At 41.6% G+C, this 22,245-nt stretch carries 21 protein-coding genes; 7 read left to right on the forward strand and 14 right to left on the reverse strand.

All coding sequences use genetic code 11. The features are described from left to right. The first annotated feature begins 72 nt into the window (after nucleotides 1-72). The 7 genes from PDL71_RS00080 to PDL71_RS00110 all read left to right on the forward strand — a co-directional run bounded on the left by PDL71_RS00080 (nucleotide 73) and on the right by PDL71_RS00110 (nucleotide 7,409). The gene (locus tag PDL71_RS00080; protein ID WP_407523885.1) at nucleotides 73-1,083 is read left to right on the forward strand and encodes an alpha/beta hydrolase; all 1,011 of its coding nucleotides are present in this window, start codon (nucleotides 73-75) and stop codon (nucleotides 1,081-1,083) included. A gap of 20 nt (nucleotides 1,084-1,103) precedes the next feature. After that, the gene (locus PDL71_RS00085; protein ID WP_407523887.1) at nucleotides 1,104-2,477 is read left to right on the forward strand and encodes a Gfo/Idh/MocA family protein; all 1,374 of its coding nucleotides are present in this window, start codon (nucleotides 1,104-1,106) and stop codon (nucleotides 2,475-2,477) included. Between the two features lie 170 nt (nucleotides 2,478-2,647). Continuing rightward, nucleotides 2,648-3,718: a 3-phosphoserine/phosphohydroxythreonine transaminase gene (serC, locus tag PDL71_RS00090; RefSeq protein WP_407523888.1), complete on the forward strand. Its 1,071-nt coding sequence runs from the start codon at nucleotides 2,648-2,650 to the stop codon at nucleotides 3,716-3,718. A 219-nt stretch (nucleotides 3,719-3,937) separates the two neighbouring features. After that, the gene (locus PDL71_RS00095) at nucleotides 3,938-4,984 is read left to right on the forward strand and encodes a 3-oxoacyl-ACP synthase III family protein (protein WP_407523890.1); all 1,047 of its coding nucleotides are present in this window, start codon (nucleotides 3,938-3,940) and stop codon (nucleotides 4,982-4,984) included. 35 nt (nucleotides 4,985-5,019) lie between these two features. Then, nucleotides 5,020-5,490 carry a RidA family protein gene (locus PDL71_RS00100; RefSeq protein ID WP_407523892.1) on the forward strand — a complete coding sequence of 157 codons (471 nt, stop codon included), beginning with the start codon at nucleotides 5,020-5,022 and terminating at the stop codon, nucleotides 5,488-5,490. A 35-nt stretch (nucleotides 5,491-5,525) separates the two neighbouring features. Continuing rightward, entirely contained in the window at nucleotides 5,526-6,416 is an 891-nt protein-coding gene (locus PDL71_RS00105; protein WP_407523894.1) for a diacylglycerol/lipid kinase family protein, read from the forward strand. A 39-nt stretch (nucleotides 6,417-6,455) separates the two neighbouring features. Next, nucleotides 6,456-7,409 carry a YitT family protein gene (locus PDL71_RS00110; RefSeq protein WP_407523896.1) on the forward strand — a complete coding sequence of 318 codons (954 nt, stop codon included), beginning with the start codon at nucleotides 6,456-6,458 and terminating at the stop codon, nucleotides 7,407-7,409. On the opposite strand, the gene PDL71_RS00115 is transcribed toward PDL71_RS00110, so the two are convergent. The 14 genes from PDL71_RS00115 to PDL71_RS00180 all read right to left on the reverse strand — a co-directional run bounded on the left by PDL71_RS00115 (nucleotide 7,410) and on the right by PDL71_RS00180 (nucleotide 22,239). After that, entirely contained in the window at nucleotides 7,410-9,635 is a 2,226-nt protein-coding gene (locus PDL71_RS00115) for a hypothetical protein (protein WP_407523898.1), read from the reverse strand. Nucleotides 9,636-9,754: 119 nt separating this feature from the next. After that, nucleotides 9,755-10,858 (reverse strand): COX15/CtaA family protein, encoded by a 1,104-nt coding sequence (locus tag PDL71_RS00120; RefSeq protein WP_407523900.1) that lies wholly within the window; start codon nucleotides 10,856-10,858, stop codon nucleotides 9,755-9,757. Between the two features lie 110 nt (nucleotides 10,859-10,968). After that, the gene (locus PDL71_RS00125; RefSeq protein ID WP_407523902.1) at nucleotides 10,969-12,162 is read right to left on the reverse strand and encodes an FAD-dependent oxidoreductase; all 1,194 of its coding nucleotides are present in this window, start codon (nucleotides 12,160-12,162) and stop codon (nucleotides 10,969-10,971) included. Between the two features lie 76 nt (nucleotides 12,163-12,238). Then, the gene (locus tag PDL71_RS00130) at nucleotides 12,239-12,571 is read right to left on the reverse strand and encodes a hypothetical protein (protein WP_407523904.1); all 333 of its coding nucleotides are present in this window, start codon (nucleotides 12,569-12,571) and stop codon (nucleotides 12,239-12,241) included. Further along, complete coding sequence (locus PDL71_RS00135; RefSeq protein WP_407523906.1) at nucleotides 12,568-13,398, reverse strand: hypothetical protein; 831 nt, start codon at nucleotides 13,396-13,398, stop codon at nucleotides 12,568-12,570. The genes PDL71_RS00130 and PDL71_RS00135 overlap by 4 nt, the downstream gene beginning before the upstream one ends. 4 nt (nucleotides 13,399-13,402) lie before the next feature. After that, nucleotides 13,403-13,999 carry a YIP1 family protein gene (locus tag PDL71_RS00140; protein WP_407523908.1) on the reverse strand — a complete coding sequence of 199 codons (597 nt, stop codon included), beginning with the start codon at nucleotides 13,997-13,999 and terminating at the stop codon, nucleotides 13,403-13,405. A 54-nt stretch (nucleotides 14,000-14,053) separates the two neighbouring features. Then, complete coding sequence (locus PDL71_RS00145; RefSeq protein ID WP_407523910.1) at nucleotides 14,054-15,145, reverse strand: DUF6544 family protein; 1,092 nt, start codon at nucleotides 15,143-15,145, stop codon at nucleotides 14,054-14,056. 72 nt (nucleotides 15,146-15,217) lie between these two features. Next, nucleotides 15,218-16,477, reverse strand: coding sequence for an MFS transporter (locus tag PDL71_RS00150; protein ID WP_407523912.1), 1,260 nt, complete (start codon nucleotides 16,475-16,477; stop codon nucleotides 15,218-15,220). Then, complete coding sequence (locus PDL71_RS00155) at nucleotides 16,464-17,882, reverse strand: OprD family outer membrane porin (protein ID WP_407523914.1); 1,419 nt, start codon at nucleotides 17,880-17,882, stop codon at nucleotides 16,464-16,466. Before PDL71_RS00155 ends, PDL71_RS00150 begins: the two co-directional genes overlap by 14 nt. A gap of 1 nt (nucleotide 17,883) precedes the next feature. Beyond that, on the reverse strand, nucleotides 17,884-18,294 hold the full coding sequence (locus PDL71_RS00160) for a DsrE family protein (protein ID WP_407523916.1): 411 nt from the start codon (nucleotides 18,292-18,294) through the stop codon (nucleotides 17,884-17,886). Between the two features lie 12 nt (nucleotides 18,295-18,306). Further along, the gene (locus PDL71_RS00165; protein WP_407523918.1) at nucleotides 18,307-19,977 is read right to left on the reverse strand and encodes a bifunctional metallophosphatase/5'-nucleotidase; all 1,671 of its coding nucleotides are present in this window, start codon (nucleotides 19,975-19,977) and stop codon (nucleotides 18,307-18,309) included. A 129-nt stretch (nucleotides 19,978-20,106) separates the two neighbouring features. After that, nucleotides 20,107-21,174, reverse strand: coding sequence for a c-type cytochrome (locus PDL71_RS00170; protein ID WP_407523920.1), 1,068 nt, complete (start codon nucleotides 21,172-21,174; stop codon nucleotides 20,107-20,109). After that, nucleotides 21,135-21,659 (reverse strand): DUF6691 family protein, encoded by a 525-nt coding sequence (locus PDL71_RS00175; RefSeq protein ID WP_407523921.1) that lies wholly within the window; start codon nucleotides 21,657-21,659, stop codon nucleotides 21,135-21,137. The genes PDL71_RS00170 and PDL71_RS00175 overlap by 40 nt, the downstream gene beginning before the upstream one ends. 10 nt (nucleotides 21,660-21,669) lie before the next feature. Continuing rightward, nucleotides 21,670-22,239 carry a YeeE/YedE family protein gene (locus PDL71_RS00180; RefSeq protein ID WP_407523923.1) on the reverse strand — a complete coding sequence of 190 codons (570 nt, stop codon included), beginning with the start codon at nucleotides 22,237-22,239 and terminating at the stop codon, nucleotides 21,670-21,672. Between the last annotated feature and the right edge of the window lie 6 nt (nucleotides 22,240-22,245).

Below are 22,245 nucleotides of genomic sequence, written 5' to 3' on the forward strand. Positions count from 1 at the left end.
TTACAACCTGCTCTTTTTCCTTTTACCTCTTAGCCCCGTTTTCCCGTAATTTTAAAACTCAATTCTATCAACATGAATTTGTTCAAACGCTTGCTCAAAGGGCTGGCCATCATCATTGCCATTCTTGCCTTTGTGTATATACTCGGTCCTAACCCATCCACTCCAACTTACACAACTGATTTACCAACCGTTCCTGCAGATGTAACCGAACTTATCAACTATATCAAAGCAAACGAAGCACAGCATAAGCTCCGTCCTAACAATGAAGCACGTATTGTTTGGGCCAATGATTCATTAAAAACAAAAACCGAATACGCCATCGTTTACCTGCATGGTTTTTCTGCAAGCCAGGAAGAAGGAGCACCGGTGCATACCAACATCGCCAAAAAATTCGGATGCAATCTTTACCTGGCAAGATTGGCAGAGCATGGCATTGATACAACTGAACAACTCGTAAACCTTACGGCTGAAAAATACTGGAACAGTGTGAAGCAGGCTTATGCTATTGGCAAACAAATCGGCAATAAAGTAATCGTAGTGGGAACTTCTACCGGCGGCACCAATGCACTGCACCTGGCCAGTGTGTATCCTGAAATTCATTCATTGGTTTTGCTTTCGCCCAATATTGAAATCTTTGATGATAATGCAGTGATTGCAAACAATCCATGGGGTTTGCAATTAGGAAAACTCATTACAGGATCAGCTTATGTAACTCCAAAAGACAACCGTGAGATTTACAAACAATACTGGAACTATCATTACAGACTGGAAGCGGTGGTAAACCTGCAGGAATACCTGGAAACTACCATGCTGCCGGAAACTTTCAGCAAGATCAAACAACCCACACTCATGCTCTATTATTACCGTGATGCTGTGCACCAGGACAGTGTAGTAAAAGTAAGTGCCATGAAAAAAATGTTTGAGCAACTTGCTACACCAGTTGAGCTGAAAAGAGAAAAACCAATGCCCAATACCGGCGATCATGTGATTGGCAGTTATATCAAGAGTGGCGATGTTGCAGGAGTTGAAGTAGAGATTACAAAGTTTATGATGGATGTGTTGAAGATGCCTTTAAAAAATTGATCATACTTAAATCAACCGTTATGTCTTCTTCTTTATCACGCAGAGACGTATTGAAAAAATTAGGCGCTTTTACAGGCGTTGCTGCATTACCACTCTCGGCATGGGCTACCAATGACGCAGGTGAACCCATCATTCTTCCGGATTTGAAAGCCACGCCACCGCCTGCCAAGCCTGTGACGGCCATTACCTGTGGCGCCGGCAACCGTGGTAATGTGTATGGCAATTTTGCTGCCGAGTATCCTGACATGCTGGATATTGTAGGTGTGGCAGAGCCTATTGCCATTCGTAATGAACGTTATGCAACGAAACATAACATCAAAGCAGAGAATCGTTTTCAAACATGGGAAGATGTATTTAAGCGACCCAAGTTTGCTGATGCGGTGATCATATCTACTCCTGATAATCTGCATTACGGCCCCTGTATGAAAGCATTGGAAATGGGTTATGATGTGTTGCTGGAAAAACCCATCAGTCCGAGCGAAAAAGAATGCCGGGACATTTTAGCTTTGGCCAAAAAAACAGGGCGCATCGTTGCCGTTTGTCATGTACTGCGTTATGCCCCCTATTTTGTCCGCTTAAAAGAGTTGATGCATAATGGTTCCATTGGTAATATCATCAGCATACAACACCTGGAGCCGATAGAGCACATTCACATGAGTCATAGTTATGTGCGTGGCAACTGGCACAACAGCAAACAAACAACGCCCATTATTCTCGCCAAGAGTTGTCATGACCTGGATATTTTACGATGGCTGGTTGATAAGCCGGTGCAAAACATTCATGCTTTTGGCAGTCTTGATTGGTTTACTTCTAAAAATGCACCACAAGGCAGTACCGCACGTTGCATGGATGGTTGTGCGGTAGAATCTACCTGCCCCTACTCTGCTATGAAAATTTATTATCATGAACGCAAGCGTACTTATGTTTTTGATTTACCGGAAGACCGTAGCAAACAAGGTGATTATATTTTAGAACAACTCCGCACCACCAACTACGGACGTTGTGTTTATAAAATGGAAAACGATCAGCCGGATCATTACATCACTAATATCTTATTTGAAAACAACATCACTGCATCCTTCAGCATGGAAGCATTTACTTCCTATGAAGGAAGAAGAACAAGGGTGATGGGAAGTCATGGTGATATTGTGGGTGACATGAATGAATTTAAGATCACTGATTTCCGTACCGGCGAAGTACGCACCTGGAGCCAAAAAAGTGATGGCCATGGCGGTGGTGATTGGCGGCTGGTAGCCAACTGGGTGGATGCAGTTTCTAAGAGAGATGCTTCATTGCTTACTTCCACCATCGATGCATCTATTGAAAGTCATTTAATGGGTTTTGCAGCGGAGAAGAGCAGGACGAACAAAACAGTGGAAGCAGTAGCCCTCTAAATCTCCCTAAAGGGAGACTTTCTAAGCACAGCCCTAACTTATTTATTACACTTCAAATTTCAACCTGTTTATCCCCTCCCGGGAGGGGCAGTAGTGTCTTGTAAAATCAAGATGATTATCAGGGGTGGGTTCATCACAACTGTTTGTTTTCAATCAACTAATTTCGCTGCATGATTCACAATTTCAATGCAGGTCCTTCTATTTTACCCAAAGAAGTATTTGAACAGGCAAGCCAGGCTATCCTTAATTTCAACAACAGTGGTTTATCTATTTTAGAAATCGGTCACCGCACTCCTTTATTTGAAACGGTGATGGAGGAAGCACGTTCGCTGGTAAAAGAGTTGATGCAGCTGGATGAGGATCATGAAGTACTTTTTCTGCATGGTGGTGCTACCACACAATTCATGCAGGTGCCCATGAATTTGCTGAAACAGGATGGCGTGGCTGCTTATACTGAAACAGGTACATGGGCCAATAAAGCTATTAAAGAAGCTAAGTTGTTTGGTCATGTGGAAATTGCAGGCAGCGCTAAAGAAAGCAACTTTACTACCATACCCAAGCAATTATCGTTTTCAAAAACGGCAGCCTACCTGCACATCACTACCAACGAAACTATTGCCGGTACACAATGGCATCATTTGCCTTATGATTGCGGCGTGCCACTGGTGGCAGATATGAGCAGTGATATTTTAAGCCGAACCCTCAACTTCAATAAGTTTGATTTGATTTATGCAGGTGCCCAGAAAAATATGGGTGCTGCCGGTGTAAACCTGGTAGTGATCAATAAAACTATTTTAGGAAATGCAGAACGGGTGATTCCAACGGTACTGGATTATCAAAATCATATCAAAGAAAAAAGTATGCTCAATACACCACCCGTGTTTGCAGTGTATGTAGCCATGCTCACCTTGCGTTGGTTGAAAGAACAGGGTGGTGTAGCCGCCATTGAAACCATCAATCAGCAAAAAGCAGATTTGTTGTATTCCACATTGGAAACTATTCCGTTCATTAATTTACCGGTAGCCAAAGAAGATCGCAGTTTGATGAATGTCGTATTTACCATGAAGGATGAAATGCTTGAAAAAGAATTTTTGCAATACACCAAAGATGCCAATATGTATGGCGTAAAGGGTCACAGAAGTGTAGGTGGCTTCAGAATGAGTTTGTACAACGCATTACCGCTGAGCAGTGTACAGTACGGTGTGGATGTGATTAAAGAATTTGCAGCGAAGAAAGGATAAGGCTTATCCCCTCTTGGGAGGGGCGACAGAGTGAACAACTTTCAAACTGATTTATGGGGTGGGTTGATGAATAATGATATAAACGCACAAGTGTGCGACGCAAATACGCTTCCTCGTATGCACAATAGCCGGTAACATAACCTTCCTGTCACAACTGTTACAACCGTAACAGTTTCATATCATTCCTATTTCCTAAATTGCTGTATTAAACATTGCCATATGATCAGAAGTAAGATTGCAGGAATTGGTATGTACGTACCCGAACACATTGTAACCAACAATGACCTTACCCAATACATGGATACCAGTGATGAATGGATCCAGGAACGTACCGGCATTAAAGAACGCCGTTATGCCCACCGCACAAAGGAAACAACAACGACCATGGGCGTGGAAGCCAGTAAGATTGCTATTGAACGGGCAGGCATTACACCACAGGATATTGATTTTATTGTATTTGCCACCCTTAGTCCTGATTATTATTTCCCCGGTTGCGGTGTATTGCTGCAACGGGCCATGCAAATGAAAGAAGTGGGTGCACTGGATGTACGCAACCAATGCAGCGGTTTTGTATATGCGTTGAGTGTAGCTGATCAATTCATTAAGAGCGGCATGTATAAAAATATTTTAGTGGTTGGTGCTGAGAAGCATTCTTTTGGTTTGGATTTCAGTACAAGAGGAAGAAATGTGAGTGTGATTTTTGGTGATGGTGCCGGCGCTGTGGTATTGCAACCGACAGAAGATGAAAATCGTGGCATCTTAAGTACTCATTTGCACAGCAATGGTGCTGATGCTGAAATTCTAGCTATGTACAACCCCGGTACGCATGCCAATTACTGGAAAGAAAATTTAGCCACGTTCAACGATGGTGATATTGCTGATATGTTTATGAGTCATGCCATGATTGATAATGCGGAGCTGTTTCCCAACATGGATGGCCCACAGGTATTTAAAACGGCCGTTGTAAAATTCCCGGAAGTAATTATGGAAGCACTCTCAAAAAATAATTATACCCCTGCTGATTTGAATTTATTGATTCCGCACCAGGCCAATTTACGCATCGCACAATTTGTACAACAAAAACTAAAGCTGCGGGATGACCAGGTGTATAATAATATTCAGAAGTATGGCAATACAACTGCTGCTTCTGTACCTATTGCTTTATGTGAGGCGTATGAAATGGGAAAAGTAAAAGAAGGTGATTTAGTATGTCTCGCTGCTTTCGGAAGCGGATTTACATGGGCGAGCGCACTACTGAAGTGGTAAAACATCACTTGATGATTAAACAATAAACCTGAGTCATGAAAAAAATTGTAATAAGCTTTGTTGTATTATTTATAACAACATCACTGTCTGCCCAACTTAAACAACACATCAACCCCGATGGTGTGAACAAACCCAAAACCTATTCGCAGGTGGTGAAAGTAAACGGCGGTACTATGATTTTTACATCTGGTATTGTTGCGGATGATACGAATGGAACCATACTAGGTAAAGGTGATTTAAAAGCCCAGGTAAAACAGGCGTTTGAAAATTTAAAAATCGTGCTGGCGGCTGCCGGTGCTGAGTTTAAAGATGTGGTGAAGATGAATTACTATGTAGTAAACTACAAGCCGGAACAAATACCGATGATCCGTGAAGTACGGGCTAATTATCTGCCTGTTGAAAATCCACCGGCCAGCACATTGGTGGGCGTTGCTGCTTTGTTTAACCCTGATGTGTTGATTGAAATTGAGGCAGTAGCTGTTATCAGGAAAGAAAAGAAAAAATAAATCCTTAACAGGATTCCTAATAGTTTTGCGACGCTATGCAGCGTCGCTTTATTTTTTTAATCAATCCCCGGGCCGGTGTACAAAAAGGCAAACCACTTACACAGATCATTAAAGAGCGGTGCCATGCTGCACAACAAAGTTTTGAGATTATACATACCGCAGCAGATGGTAACTACAATTTTTTAATTGATAAGATTCAGCAACAGCAAATTACTGATGTCATCATTTGTGGAGGTGATGGTACTATCAGTGCGGTAGCAGCAGCTATACGACATCTTTCCATCAACATTGGTATTGTGCCGAGAGGCAGCGGTAATGGTTTGGCTTTTGCAGCAGGCATCAGCAAAGACCCGCATAAAGCACTGGATATTATATTCAAAGGAACTACACTGGTGGTAGATGCTTTTCTCATCAACCAGCAATTTTCCTGTATGCTCAGCGGTTTGGGGTTTGATGCAAAAGTGGCCCATGATTTTGACCGGGAACGGAAACGTGGTTTCTGGAAATATGTAAAACTGGTGGTGAAGAATTTGTTTTCGATACGTACCTATCCGTTTGTGATTGAAAGTGCGGATAAAAAATTTTCTGTTGATGCTTATTTCATCAGCATTGCCAACAGTAACCAGTTTGGAAATCATTTCACCATTGCACCCAGGGCCAGTTTGAATGACGGGCTTTTAGATATTGTTGCCGTTGAAAAAAGTAATTTACTATTACTGCCCTTCCGTGTGTTATGGCATATCCGCTTCGGCACTTTTACTAAAACCAATCATAAGAGTTACGGCATTACCTATTTTCAAACAACAGCTTTAACGGTTCACAATCCATCCTCCGCTCCGTTACATATTGATGGGGATGGCAAAGAAACTGCTGCCATTTTACAAATAGAAGTACTCAAAAGCGCCTATTCGTTACTGGTACCTTAACTGCATCCATTTACGAAAGATGCAGTATCTTTAAACAAGATGCATCCTTATGTTATTCCTGCGATTGTTAATAGTTTAAAGCGGAAAGAAAGTTCTCCTTACCGCAGGGGAAAGCAGCGTAAAAAAATTGAACGGTCGCTTAAAAATTTCTTTGCTGACTCTTTCCTGATTGCATTAGGTGTACTCTCTGCAGGTTTTGGCTTGCGTGGCTTTTTGTTACCCAATAATTTTATTGATGGTGGCGCCGTAGGTATTTCGCTGCTCATTACTGAAACAACGGGTTTCTATCTTCCACTCGTACTTATATTGGTGAACACGCCGTTTATCTTATCAGGTTTCAGAATTATTGATGCATGGTTTGCTGTAAAAACAGCCATCGCCATTTCACTACTGGCCTTAGCTGTTGCCGTAATTCCTTATCCTGAAATGACGCAGGATAAATTATTAGTGGCCGGTTTTGGTGGATTTTTTCTTGGTGCAGGTATTGGTCTTGCGGTAAGAGGCGGTTGTGTAATTGATGGCACGGAAGTGCTGGCCATTTTTGTAAGCCGTAAAACAGGATTAACCATTGGTGATGTGATATTAATCATCAACCTCATCATCTTTTCGTTTGCTGCTTACCTATTATCGGTTGAAACAGCAATGTATGCCGTTCTTACTTATCTCTCTGCTGCCAAAACAGTTGACTTTGTGATTGAAGGTATAGAAGAATACACCGGTGTTACAATCATATCCCATAAACAGGAAGCTATTAAAACTTTGATTACTGATGAACTGGGTCGTGGTTTCACTATTTATAAAGGTGAACGTGGTTTTGGAAAAGCAGGAAGAGTGAGAACAGAAGTAGATATTATTTACACCGTTGTTACGAGACTTGAAGTGAGTAAACTGAAAGCTGAAATTGAAAAAATTGATCCGGAAGCATTCATCATCATGCACAGCATAAAAGATACTAAGGGTGGTATGATTAAGAAACGAAGGTTAAAGCATTAATCATTGCTGATTTTTTTCCATGGCGGCAATCCGCTGCAAAGCATTGGTGTTTTTTTGATTGTACACTGCGGCCGCAATGTCTTTCTTCTCACGCTCCGTTAAATGAAAACTTAAGGCTGCTCCTTTTTTCTGGGTAGATGGCTCATAGATGAAACTGAAGCGATGGATGGGTACATTGTTTTTGGTATAGCTTACCATACTTTCCTGCATATAATCCTGCACTTTGTAAAAATTGTACTGCAATGTTGTAACAGGTTTGTAAAGAATATCACCAATGCTGGGTTCATTAAAATCTTCTTCCCACTCTCCTTTTTTCCGGTCACGAATCTGAATAAAAATAACACCTGCTGTGTTTTGTTTTATCCATTCATCAAACACATCGATAAAACGGAGTGTAATTTCCTGGCCGTAGTTATCACGGAGTCCTGCATCCATTACATCCACAATGGGTTTCGTGGGCAGCCACACATTGGGCAAGACATAAGGAAAGGTGGCATTCATCCGAAGTGCCGTAAGTAAACGGATATTATAAGGATTCAACTCTTTGAAGAACGCTCCGTAATCAATCGCATCCGGCTCAGCGGTAATGCCACGTACAGAATCTTTCTGCGGCCGCATGAGATAGGAAACAGGCTGCGAACAAACAATCATCTTTCTTCCGTCCTGGCTCACGGTTGAGCAGAATAACCCGATGGGTATAGCAGCGGTACGTTCCTCCGCTTCATAATCCATGATACGTTCGGATAAAATATTGCCGGTGTTAAAATTCAATTGCTGTTCAAATGCATAGCCCCTGTCTTTTACATAACGGTAAGGCCCTACTGAAAATTTTTGTGCAGGGGCAACAAGATCTCTTGTAACATAAGCAGAGAAAATAGGATTGAGTAAGTCTTTGGCGATATTGCTTTTGTGTTGTGCACTTTGCAGATCAACCTGCCCGCCTTTTATTTTTCTACGATACAACTCCCGGTAATAGGCAGCTCCCAGCATACCGCCCGATGCACCACTGAACACAATGGTTTTTTTCATAAGGGAACCATTCAAAGCACTGTCCAGGTGACTCAACACATTCACCGTAAAGGTGGAAGACCGGTTGCCACCGCCACTTACATTGATGATATAAAGAAATGGCTTGGCTTCGTTTTGCTTTTGTTTCCATGCATTGAGTGTGGCAATCATCTGCAGACTGTCTTTGGCCATCTGTTCTTTTGTACTCAGCGCCAGCATGGATTTTAAATTATACTCCGGCCGCCGTGTACGGTCTTCATAATTTAACCCGAATGCTTTATTACGAATATCGATGTATTCATAACGGAAGAGCAGATTAAAAACCAAAACCAATAATAAAGCAACGGGTACACTCCAGGTATCCAACCAATAGGCAAGAGCGCCTGATGCTGCAATAAGGATAGAAAAAAATACAAAGATGCTTGCCGCTGCCGGTAATTGCAGTTGCGGTGTATCTAAAAACAATCCGTAAATCATTAAAAACAGGAAGGCCAGCACAATGCCCATGACTGCTGCAAAATTGTGACGGTTGAAAATGAGATCGAGAAAACCCTGGCTGTAGTGGGTTACATTTCTTGCTTTTCTTACACTGGTAAACCCGGTAAGAAAATAATGAACCTTAATGGTTGTTTCGTGATGATGAACGGCCGGCTGTGGTTTATATTTTTCAATAAACTGTTGCGGGTTGGAAAGAACCGGACGCAGTGTTCGCAGGATCACCTGTTCAGAGCCATAGAAATAAAAAAAGGAAAACGAAATAAACAGAATCAACCCGCTTAAAAATCCGGCGGCTATTAAAATAATTTCACCGGTAGCCATTAACTCTTTGAGATGATCAAAACGGATTAACTGTATAAAATAGTTAATGAGAAATAACAAGGGGATACCGGCATTATTCAAACAGTATTTTAAAAAGGGCTTGGAAGTAGCAGCTAAGAACTTGAAAAAATTACTGAAAAGGATGAAAGTTGTAATGTTCCAGCTCATCACAAATACACCATATGCTGCACCTACAAAAAATGCGCTTAAGAAATCAACTTTACCCATATACTCAGGAGCCAGGAAGAGCGAATCAGAGCCGAAATGATTCATGAACCCTCCGCTGATGGCGCTGCCCAGCAAAAACCAAAAGAGCAGCAACAGTTGATATTTTCTGAAATGCAGAAATATTAACTGTACCGGAAAACTATGCCAGATGCCGAGCAGGTATTTCTTCATGTATCACAATCGTTAAGGATAATGAAGGTACAACGGAATGATGTAAACGAAATCGCCTGCGAAAAATTTCGGAAACTCTTAAGATGATTGTAACAGCGTAAAACTGCTTGTAAATAATTCTATTGTTTCCGTACAAGATACAGCGCCCACACCAAACTCAGCAACAAACACATACCGGTGAGTTGATGCAATTGTGCCATCCACTCAAAAACACCCCAATGATTGGGTATAATTTGAGGTGAAGTAATCACGGCTATAATACCCAGCAATACCTGCAGTGCTGTTATTAACAGCGGAATGAACTTAGTAGCAGTAAATAAAGAGGAACCGGTTACTCTTGCTGCCCTGTAATACCAGATGATGATGAGAATGGTAAACAGATAAGCGATATTGCGGTGAAAGAAATGAATGGTGATTTTGTTTTCAATAAAATTCAGAAGCCATGGTGTTTCGTTGAACAGTTGGGCCGGCAACCATGCGTTGTTAATCATGGGCCAGGTAGGCGCTGCTGTTGCAGCTTTATGACCGGCCATTAATGCCCCAAATAACAATTGAATAACAAGTAAGGTTGTAAGCGCAAGAGTGAAACGGTACAGGGAAGGGTTTACTGTAATTTGTTGCCGATCCACTTTTAACCGCAGCGCAAACCAGAATGTATAACACAACAAACCCATCGCTAAAATAAAATGCAGTGCCAAACGGGTTGGTTTTACATACACTGCATCACCTACCAGTCCGCTGGCCACCATAATCCATCCTACGGCTCCCTGTAAAGCACCCAGTACAAAAAGGATGATCAAGGGTATTAGCATCTCTTTTTTGAAATAACGCTTTATTAAAAAGTAAATAAAGCCAACGGCAAACACCATCCCCATCATCCGTGCCCACAAGCGATGAAACCATTCCCAGAAAAATATGAACTTAAAATCCTTGAGTGTAAAATCAGTATTGAGCAGTTGGTATTGGGGAGTGGTTTTGTATTTATCAAATTCGGTGAGCCATGCCGCTTCACCCAGAGGTGGCAGCGTACCCGTAACTACATCCCACTCGGTAATACTTAAACCGCTGCCGGTTAAACGGGTAATACCTCCCAGCAGTATCTGAACAATTAACATGAAAACGCCGAAAAAGAGCCAGTTGCTCACGGCTTTATTGGAACGGAAAGCATCAGTTGTCATAACGGTTGCAAAGGTAAAGGCAAATTCATCTGCACCGTAAAGCAAAAAAGGTTTGACCCGCTACTTTACATCAATCATCAAACAAAACGGCCGGAGCAGTATTGAAAAATCAATCGCTCTCGGCCGTTATACGCATCATCCATCTGCAAAAATTTCTACATCTGTCCTTTTACAATTTTGTGCCAGTACAGCCAGGGCAGTACATAACGCTTAAGCAGATACATGAGCCGGCTGGGTTTACTTTGATCAAAGGGAAAGGTTTCCATCAACTTATTATCATAACCAAACTCAGCCAATATTAATTTACCATAACCTACTACCAGCGGACAACTGCCATAGCCATTGTATTTAGCTGCAGGAAGTTCGCCATTCAGGAAAGAGAGAATATTTTTCACCACTACCGGTGTTTGTTTACGGATGGCGGCTCCTGTTTTAGCATTGGGAGTATTTAAAATATCACCAAGGCCAAATACATTTTTGTAACGGAGATGCTGGAGTGTGTACTTGTCTGCATCAAACCAGCCTTTACTGTCTGCCAAAGCAGAGGTGCTGAAATAATCCGGAGCGCTTTGCGGCGGTACCACATGTATAATATCAAATTTCTTTTGTACTTCAGTGGTGATACCATTGGCATCAGTTACTTTATAGGTAGCCATCTTGGCAGCACCATCCACAGCAATTAAATCATGTTTGAAAGAAAGTTGAATGCCGTACTTATTGACCATTTTCATTAACTCATCAGCATATTTTTTTATACCGAAAATAACACTGCCGCCACTTGTAAATTCAATATGCACCTTAATGTTGTGCCTGCGGCAATAATCACCAAAGAGGTACATGATCTTTTGAGGGGCACCACCGCAACGAACCGGGGTGGATGGCGCTGTGAACAATACCACATCCCCATCTTTTAAATTTTTCAAACATTCCCAGGTATAAGGAGCATAATCTTTATGATAGTTACTGGTAACGCCGTTTGTTCCCAACGCTTCTTTTAATCCTTTTACGGAATGCCAGTTCATTTGTATACCGGCTCCTACGATCAATACTTCATAGGAATACACGTTGCCGCTTTTAGTGGTAAGTTGATTTTGATCGGGTTCAAAACTTACAATGTAATCTTTAATCCATTGAGCACCTTTGGGTATTACTTCCGCTTCTTCATGTATTGTATCTTTCATACGATACACACCTCCGCCTACCAGCGTCCATGCCGGCATGTAAAAATGTTTATCACTGGGTTCAATAATAGCCACGTCTAAATATTTGTTAGCCCGTAGTAGTTGAGCGGCTGCAGTGATACCTGCATTACCACCTCCTGCAATTAAAATCTGATGATGCGTTTTCATCGTTTATAGTTTTATGATGCCAAGGTATAACGGCAGCATGGGCAGAAACGTGATTTGCATCACAAACTGATATGAATCAGGTAAGGAGCAAACGTACCAACAGGATGAGCAGTGAAAGGGAAAACAGGATACCATAGATGAGCTTATTATGTTTGGCCAGCCATTCAGGCAGATAAATATCAAAGTTGTGCCTGGAAGAATCACTGTACTTACGGGCCCAGACTGTTAAGGGACAAAACCATTTAAACACGAGCAGTGTGATAATTTCGAGCACCACCAATCCGATACAGATCCAAACCCAATGATCAATTCTGTTTGTAATTACTGCATAGAGCAAATAAAACAGCACCACATTAAAAAACACCCAGATGATGGTGTGCAGCAGTTTGATGAGTGTGAGGGGTTTCATGCCGGTCTTATTTCATTATTTGACTTATAGGATTTGAGTAAGAACCAACAGCCAAGCAGTCCGCCAACTGTTAATGTAATATATAAAGGCATTAGTGGATCCCATTTGCCGTATGCCTCATCAAAAGCAAGAAAAGCAGTGCCGATGCAAAGTACTAAACCATAAGTAAACCCTTTCACCAGCATCATGGTTGCTAAAATGAATCCCCAATGTTTCCGTCGCCATAACAATACTGCCGAAGCAATGAATGCAGGAACGATGAGGGAGAAATCAAGAGCAAAAACAACACTGGTAGGATGATTAGTAGATGTGATTGTTTCGGGTATTTTACCGGAAGTGAGAAAAGGGACAATCATGCTCAACTCAGCTATGAAAAGCATGAGTGGCATCAGCATTAAATACACACAAATCCATTTTACAGGTATCCTTTCAGAAAAAGATTCAGCAACTGGCAATGCATTCAAATAAAAAAGCATTCTCAACAATGTAAAGCCAGACAGCGAAAACAATACTGTATAGATAAGAAAAAACACATTGAAGGCTGCGCCAAAAAGATAGAATGCAAAATTGTAAAACACATAACCCAGCAAACCAACCCATACAAGCTGCCAGCGCAACGAATCTATTTTACTTTGAATTAAAGCTATCAACAGCAACGGAACCACAACCACTAATGTAATTAAATCATTCGTAAACCAGGCTGCTTTAACAAAAGCATTGTCGTGGTATAAATTCTTTATAAATATACCACCAAGGGATGCAATGGCAGATAAAATCAAAATAATGATAGATAATACAGTTTCGGCTTTTAATGATTGTGTTTTCATTTCTTTACCTGTTAAAAAGTAAAAAGAGCAATTGAAACAGTACAAAAGTCAGCCAGCCCGTAACAATACTTTTCATCCAGCTCATACCATGTACTACTCTTACCGTGTATGGAAACAACACTAAAAAAGCAATACCGTATAATGAATAAAAAAACCACAATAAAAAACGCCAGATACCAGGCGAGTTCATGGCGATTTCATGTTCACGTGCATTGATGATACTGACCGCACTCATGAAACTCATTGGCAAATCATGCAGCAAACTAAACAACATGGCAACACTGATGCTTAGAGCCAGCACACTCAATGTTTGTTCAAAACTTGCTTTTGTATGTTGAAACCTTGCAACAATCTGTATGAAACCTGCAGCAGCCACCCAGCACAGCAACATACTTGGCGCCAGCAAATAGCGGTTAATGGAATAATAGTTCTCTTTTTCAATATTAAGCCAGGGTGTAAACACGGATGGTGCACCGTGAGCAATTGTAAGAAAAATATACATAAGGGTATATCCTGCAATGGGCAATAGTATGTACAGGAACCCAAGCTTAAAATAATCCGGCCGTTGCAGCAGTGTTTCAAATGCCTGCTTCGGCTTCATAAATGTTTTGAAGAAAAGATTAAAAAAGCTCATCATGCAATTTTGAAGGATTAACTATTTCAATTCTTTCACATTGTATTCAATCTTATTTGTACGGAACTTTCCGTAAACAAAAGCAGAATCCGTATAATGCCAAACCGCTTCACCATAAGCAATAAGATTCATTCCGTTCATCGGTTGATATTCACTTACAGGTGTTGAAAAAGGAAGCCATTGTTTTGTATTGGTTTCATAGCGGTCGTTGCTGATGAAATCAATCAACTGCCCTTTTTCATTGAAATACAATACAGCGCTTACTTTGATAGCTCCATTCGTAAAAACTATTTTTGATTTTAAACTATCTATCGCCTCCCACGCTATCTGTTTACTGAGCAAACTGGCCGGCGCCATCAAACACATATCATTTAAAACAGTTACTGTTTCGCCTTTTGTAATTTCCGGGCCATCGATGTTAACTACATCAATCAAACCAAAGAGTTTGATATGCATCAACGCTTTTTGGTTTTCATAACGATGGTAACCGGGAACTGTAAGACCAAACATCTTTCCTTTCATGAAAAACAAGCGGGAAGGTTTATCAAAAAAATTATACTGTTCTGAAGTAAATGAGAACCAGTCCTTCTCCCTGCTGCGCATCTCTCCATTGAACTTCACATACATATTATGCGGATATGGTGTGCCAACAACACCGCTGTAACGGAGATATTGCTGAACCGGTTGCGGTAAATGCTGCAAATCCATTTCTGTAATCAATTTTACATCAGATGGTGTTTGCTGTATTAGCCGTTTCACATCTCCTTTAAACTGCTGTTCAAAGCGCCAGGTTGTAAATGATAGTAACGCAACAATCAGTATCAAGAAATTGGCAATCGTTCCCCATTTGGCATCTTTCCAAACCATGATGATGAGCACTTGTGAAATCACAACTGCCGGCAAAGCAATCCACATCCAGCTCTCTTTTTTCAACAAGAGCAAAACAGCGGCTGTAATAAAAAGCAAGGCTGTTAACATCCATAAACTGCCTGTGGGTTTTGAAATGGGCTGTGTAAGTTGCTTCATCTCACCATACCCATGGGCTTTGGCAAAACCCATGAAATGGATAAGCCCATGCAGGAGTATGATGAACAGAAACAGGTATTTTAACATGGCTCAAAGCTATTGAGTGATTGCGCCACACAAAATGACTGTCAGGAACGTATTGATTGATTAAAATCAGGTTCAATAAGCATTTGCTTCTATGCAGGAGTGACTTTTCCAGAATAATTTGAACGTACAGCACATACGGATTTGTGCCAGCATTCCGCCAAAGGCAGTAAGTAAGGCAACAATGATAAATACAGTTTGAATATTCAGCAGATCGGCCAGCCAGCCGGCACCCAATGCACCCAGCACATAACCCATATCCCGCCAGAAACGATACATGCTAAGCCCTTTTGACCGTTGTGCAGGCAACAGGTTTTCTGCAATCACCGTTAAAAAATTTGGATAGACTAACCCTGTACCAAGTCCCAGCAGGACCATGGCTATCATAACTGAAATATGTGTCAATGAAATCACCATCAATAAGAGCCCGGCAGCCTGCATCAACATGCCAATGGTAATCAATTGCTTTTTACAATAAGCATCACCCAGTTTTCCTGCAAAGAGTTGACTGATACCCCACACAGCCGGATAGATAGCAGTAAGTGCACCTGCCTGCACCAATGTATACTCATTCATGAGCAACCATACAGGCAGCAAACCCCAAATAACTCCATCGTTGAGATTATTGATGAAGCCATTCACCGTTACAGTACCCATATTAAAATGCTTGTAGCTTACTTCTTTCCATAAAAATGAAAAGTATGTTTGTGTTCCGCTTTGTTGTTCTGCTGAAATGAAATGTGTAGTATCCCGAATGAAAAGCCAGCTGATGAGTAAACCGACAACAGAAAAGACAATAGCCGGCACAAACGGATAAAAACCTGCGCCGTATTGATGGGCAATAGTAGATGCCAGGTATCCAGCAGAGCCAACGGCTATGTAACCTGCAAACTCATTGATGCCCATGGCCAACCCACGGTTCTTAGCGCCTACCAAATCCACTTTCATGATAACGGTAGATGACCATGCAAGCCCCTGGTTTACGCCTAACAAAATATTGGCTGCAATCACCATCCACCATTCAGTGGCATACATGAGCAGAAAAGGAACCGGTAATGCTGCCAGCCATCCAATGAGTAAAACATTTTTACGGGTGGTATGCTGATGCAGATAGCCTGTTATCAAATTAAAAACAGCTTTGGTAAATCCAAAAGCAGCGATGAACGTAAGCAGCACTGAAGTTGATTGCAGATGAAATCGTTCTGCTGCATAATCCGGCATCACAGTGCGTTCCAAACCTACCATAGCACCAACAAATGCGTTGGCAATCACCAGTAAAATGAACTGGTTCCTGTTTTCTTTCAACCCCTGTTGTATGGTCTTACTCCTTTCCAAACCAATAGTCAATGATAAAATTGAGATGGTACATCTCCACTTTGTTGATGATATTTCGTTTCACGGTTAAGTCGTTTTCAAGATTTCCTTTGTATAAATAAATCAAACGCAGGGATGTTCCTTTTAAAAACCCTTTGAATTGATAACGAAGGTCTGCCACTAATTGATAATAAGATGGCATGCTGTATTTATTCAATTTATAGTTGGTACTGTGGGGTACATCATACCAACCGGCTGCCAGCATTGCCTGCCAGTTTTTATTCTTGGGTTGATGCTGTGCAGATAGCACATAAGCATGTACATCACCCAGTCCTTCATTACGCTCCCGTACAAGGAAGGTATAAAACGGATCCCTGCCCCATTCCCTCGGAAATAAGAATCGTCCATGAGCTGTGATGCGGGTATAATTGGCTGTAACTGTTGTAGCATTGAGTTTTACACCGGCACGGGAACTGATGATATAACTTTTATAACCGGGTTGAACATAGGCTTTCGTAATATCGGCATTACCACCCTCACCTGTTCTACTTTGATGGGTCAATTGCAGACCTATGAGGAAGCGATTGTTTGAATGATTCGTAAATGGAAGTTCCGCATCTGTTTGCAACATGGCTGTATTGAAAATATTTTCAACCCAATAATTCCAGAACTGCAACTTGATTTTTTGTTGCTGCTGCCACTGTGCATTGAAAACCGCAATGCCTTTTGTTTGCAGATGGCCTTTGAAACCGGATGCTGAACCATTTTCATTGACACCTACCGAATACAAACCAATACTGTTTCCAATGCTGTACCATTTTACAGTTGAGCGGGGCGATATGCTGCTGATCCATCCTGCCTGCAGTTTGATGTTCCTAACCTCATTTAGTTCCAGCCAAAGTCCTTTTTCCATTGTTGGGCGCATACGGCCGTCCTGTTGATTGATATAAGGTGTGTTGAGGTATTGTTTGCCGTAGGTAACAGATGATCTTTTATAATTGTATCTGATATACAATTCTTCCAGGCGATCAAGATCATGTTTATTTTCCGGATCGGTAATATCAAATAGAGAAAGCTCGTATCGACTGAGTGTTTGTGTTTGCGGATCACGTTTGGTAAGATCAGCAGACAATGTATTGTTTATAAAGAAACCGCTGACAGCAAACTGAAATCCTTTGAACGTGGCACTTTCATAACCGATACCCGCACCCAAACCCCAGGCACCATAATCACTTAAGTCCCCTTTATTGATGGTAGTCATCACAAAACTGCGGGCGTGTGCAAAGAATTTTCCCTTTTTGAAAAATTGATTGAGTGAGTGGATGGAACTGTCAACAACCGTTGTATCATTTCGTTCCGTTCTGTGCTCCTGTGCCATCGGTTGCAAAGCAGCACCCAAGATCATCACCAGTAAAAACCATTTCATATTAATCACCACCTTTTATATAACTCCATCCTTCCTGCTGTTTGCGTATGATCTCTACAAATGCAGATGGAACAACAAATGCCTGCTGAATAACTCTTTTAGGATCAATTGTTCTTTTTTTAAGAGAGTTATTGCAGACTGCCAATAACACTCCCCTTTGATGAAGTTTTAAAATTTCCTGTTTATAATATCCTGTATCGTTGAGCAAAGCATACACTGCATCACCATGAAATACAATTTCAATTTTTGTATCCGGTGCTGCATTGAGAACATTGTTCACCTGGCGGTAAACACCTGCCTGTGTAGCTGTATCACCTGTTGGTAATTCCCAAACAGCTTTTAGTTGAGCTGATGTGTGAATACTGAAAAGAGAAGCAAGAAGAAAAGTCAGGGTGAATGCGAATGATTTCATAACCTTGATGATTTAGATGAATTGATAATCGTAACCTTCCAGCTGCGATAAGAGTGTTGAGGGTGCATCTGTAGCGGTGGCCCTGCCTTCGATCTTTGGTTCTACTAACGGATGTACCGCCAGGTATTCCCGCACAATATTATGCAATGTATGACCGGGTTTTCTGGGGCTTTTTACTTTTTCCATCCGGCACAAGGTATCATCAGGATCACCTTCCCTTTCACAGGCAAGCATGGTGAATACATCATCAGGCTTTACTTCCTTTTCTTTTACTTTGATCCAGTTGACACGTTTGCCCAAGTCATTGTTCATCGTAAAGTTAATCTGCATTCCCTGGAAACGTACGACCCATCCGCCAAACCGTTTAGCCGGATCTTTAGCAAACACATTGTGCAGTTCCTTCTCCATCCAATCATACAACTGTTTGCCGGTTACTTCTCCCATCTTCACTTCACTATCCACCGGCAACATACTCCACAAATAATCATTAGTGATCTCAGCATATCCTTTTACTTTATCAGGAATCAATGGGGGACAAAACCGGAAACCATTACTCACCACTATATCCACTTTGGCATCTCTGTACTTCCACATCAATGCATCGGTGATCAAATTGTCCATAGGATTTTCAATCACATAATATCTTACCAATGGTGTTTTGGTTTTACCGATTACCTGATTCAGTTCCTGCTTGTAAGGAGCTCTTACTTTTTCCACCAGTGCGGCCATTTCAGCATCCGGTTTATATTTCACCGGGTCAACATCCAGCAGCTGGTAATTCTCATCTTTGATTTTTCCATTCTCCACCACCACATCGAGGCGGGCAACGAATGAACCAAAAGCTCCCGGCTCCGTTACTTTAGCGTATTTACCTTGTATGGGTTTGCGTACACGTTCATGTGTGTCAGCTCCGAGGATATAATCCACACCTGTTACTTCCATTTTATTGGCAAGATCAACTTGTTGTGCCAATCCCATATGTGTTACCAGGAACACCATGGCACATTGTTCATACTCCCGCAGGATTTTTACATACTTCGCTACATTGACCTCCGGCTTGGTAAACGTTATACCACGACTGTAAGCAGGCGATTGACGCTTCGGTGTTAACGGATCATTGTAACCAATAAAACCAATCTTTACTCCTGCCACCATCTTTGTCCAATAGGGAGGGAAGATGAGCTCATTCTTAAACTCATCCGTTGTGTCATGAAACATATTGGCGCAGATCTTTGCACTGTTGTATCCGCCAAGGTCTTTCCACATTACTTGCTTTCCATAAACTACTTCCCAGTTACCGGGAAGAATGAGATCGTAACCAATATTGTTGATGAGCGGAACAATCCCTTTGCCTTCCGTTAAAGCAGCAACACCGCCACCCTGAAAGCAATCGCCACCATCGATGATCAATGTATTGTTTGGATTCTGTGCTTTCAATGTTTTCAACATAGTTTTCAATACAGCAAAACCACCCCGTTTTTTGTAAACAGGTTTTCCGTTTTCAAAAAAGAATTCATCATGTGTGTATAATTGTGCATGTATATCAGAGGTGTGCAAAAGCGTAAACACTTTTGCTTTTCCATCAACTACGGCTTTGTTGTTGAAGATTTCATTTTCATGATATGCATCTCCGCTCACTGCATTAGCCAATGACGGAGGCATGAGTGCTCCGGCTGTAAGCATGGAAGCATTTTTAAAAAAATCCCGTCTTGAATTTTGCACAATGGGAGATGCCTGTTCCTGATCATTACAGCTATTACAACTACAATGCGATGAATGGATGATGTTGTGTGACATGCAATCGTATTAAAATTATTTTGAAGCTGCTTTCTTTTTCTGTTGTTCTTCTTTATACTCCTTAATGGGCTTATAAGGTCCGTACTTGTGTTGTTGTTCATTGAAGGGATCTGCATAAGGACCAAAGGGATGATCTACCGGCTTCTTGGAAATATCGGGCCAGTCTTTGCTTAAATCTTTTGATGGACGTGGTTGTGAGTTTATGAAAGCAGCCACATCCCAAGCTTCATCATCACTCAGTTGCGGCGAATGATAATCCGCTCCCTGCGGCATATTGTTTTTTACATATCCTGCAAAACGAGACAAACGAAACAAACCGGCACCGGAGTTGTAACTATGCGGTCCCCACAATGGAGGATATTGGTACATTGTTCCATCAATGTTTTTTACACCTTGTCCATCAGCACCATGACAGGATTGGCATTTCTGCACATACACTGTTTTTCCTTTTTCAGGATCAGCAGCACGGTTCATATATGGCAACTCTGTTATACCGCTTCCTTTTGGTTTAGATCCTTTTTGCAAATCTTCACCCAGCCACTTGATATAAGCATAGATTGCTTTCATTTCAGTTGAGTTGGAATCAAGCGCCTTTCCGTTGAGACTTCGTTCAAAACAATCGTTCACCCGTTTATGAATTGTTTCCAAAGAACCGGAGCGATCACGGAATTTGGGATAAGTAGTATATACAGCCCCGTAATTATTACCCCAGGGTTTGGTTCCTGCATCCAGGTGACAGTTCTGGCAATTCATACCATTACTGATCTGCATCACAGAACCGTTAGGACCGAGGTATTTTGATGTATGAGCAATTAACTCATAGCCGTAATAAATAAGTTTGCCATCTTCTCTTGAGTAATAAGGTATCTGGTTGGCAGAAGATCCCACCCACACGCTATTGAGGATGACAGAATCAGCAGCACCGGTATCGGCACGCTGATCACTTTTGCAACTTTGATAAGACAGAGCAAAAGCAGCAAGGCTGATCATCAATAGAGCTGTATATGTTTTCTGCAGTACCACTACTTTGTATTTCGGTTGTACTAATGCGGCAGCCTGGTCCTGAATTTTCCATAAACCCATGTACCGGCAATGGCACTGAGTAATGTTATAACTACTACGGTAGCACCCGTACCTATCTGCGCAAATAACGGTCCCGGGCAGGCGCCTGTAATTGCCCAGCCCAAACCAAAGAGTAAGCCGCCATAAATCTGTCCTTTGCTGAACTTCTTAGGTTCAATCTTTATTTCTTCACCTTCAAAGGATTTTACTTTGAATTTTTTGATAATAAAAACACTGATGATCCCGATCACTACAGCAGAACCAATAACTCCATACATATGGAAACTCTGCATCCTGAACATTTCCTGAATACGGAACCAGGAGATCACTTCTGATTTCACGAGAATGATTCCAAACCAGATACCGGCTGCTAAATATTTCCAGTTACTCCATAACGGACGATCGAGTTCACTTTGATTGACACACATTGCATTTTGAGTCCGCACCTCAAAGTCGGTATTGATATCTTTTATATCCTGAATTGTATTTTGTACTTGTGTTGACATGATTTGCTGATTAGAGTTTCAAAATGTAAGGAAGAATTAAGTTGGCCATGATAAAGCCACCAGCCATAAAGGAAATGGTAGCTACTAAAGACGGCCACTGTAAATTGCTTAATCCCATAATAGCATGGCCGCTTGTACAGCCACCTGCGTAACGGGTACCAAAGCCAACCAGGAAGCCTCCGCCTATCATCATCAACAAGCCACGCACAGTGAATAACTGCGGCCAACTGAATACATCTGCAGGTACCAATGATTCAAAATTGGTGATGCCATACTGCTGCAATTCTGTTACCAAACGCTCATCTACAACTACCGGGGCAGGTGAAGTTAAAAACAGGGCTACTGCAATGCCACCCATCAACACACCTGCTACAAAAAATAAATTCCATATTTCCTTTTTCCAGTCGTAGGAAAAGAAAGGAATTTTTGCAGGTAAACAGGCGGCACATACATGACGCAGCGAAGAGGAAATTCCAAATGATTTATTCCCCAGCAGTAAGAGCAATGGTACAGTTAAACCAATTAACGGCCCGGCCACATACCAGGGCCAGGGCTGCTTAATCCATTCTATAAAGTTCATAATGAT

The organism is Lacibacter sp. MH-610, from assembly GCF_045780045.1.
Lineage (GTDB): Bacteria > Bacteroidota > Bacteroidia > Chitinophagales > Chitinophagaceae > Lacibacter.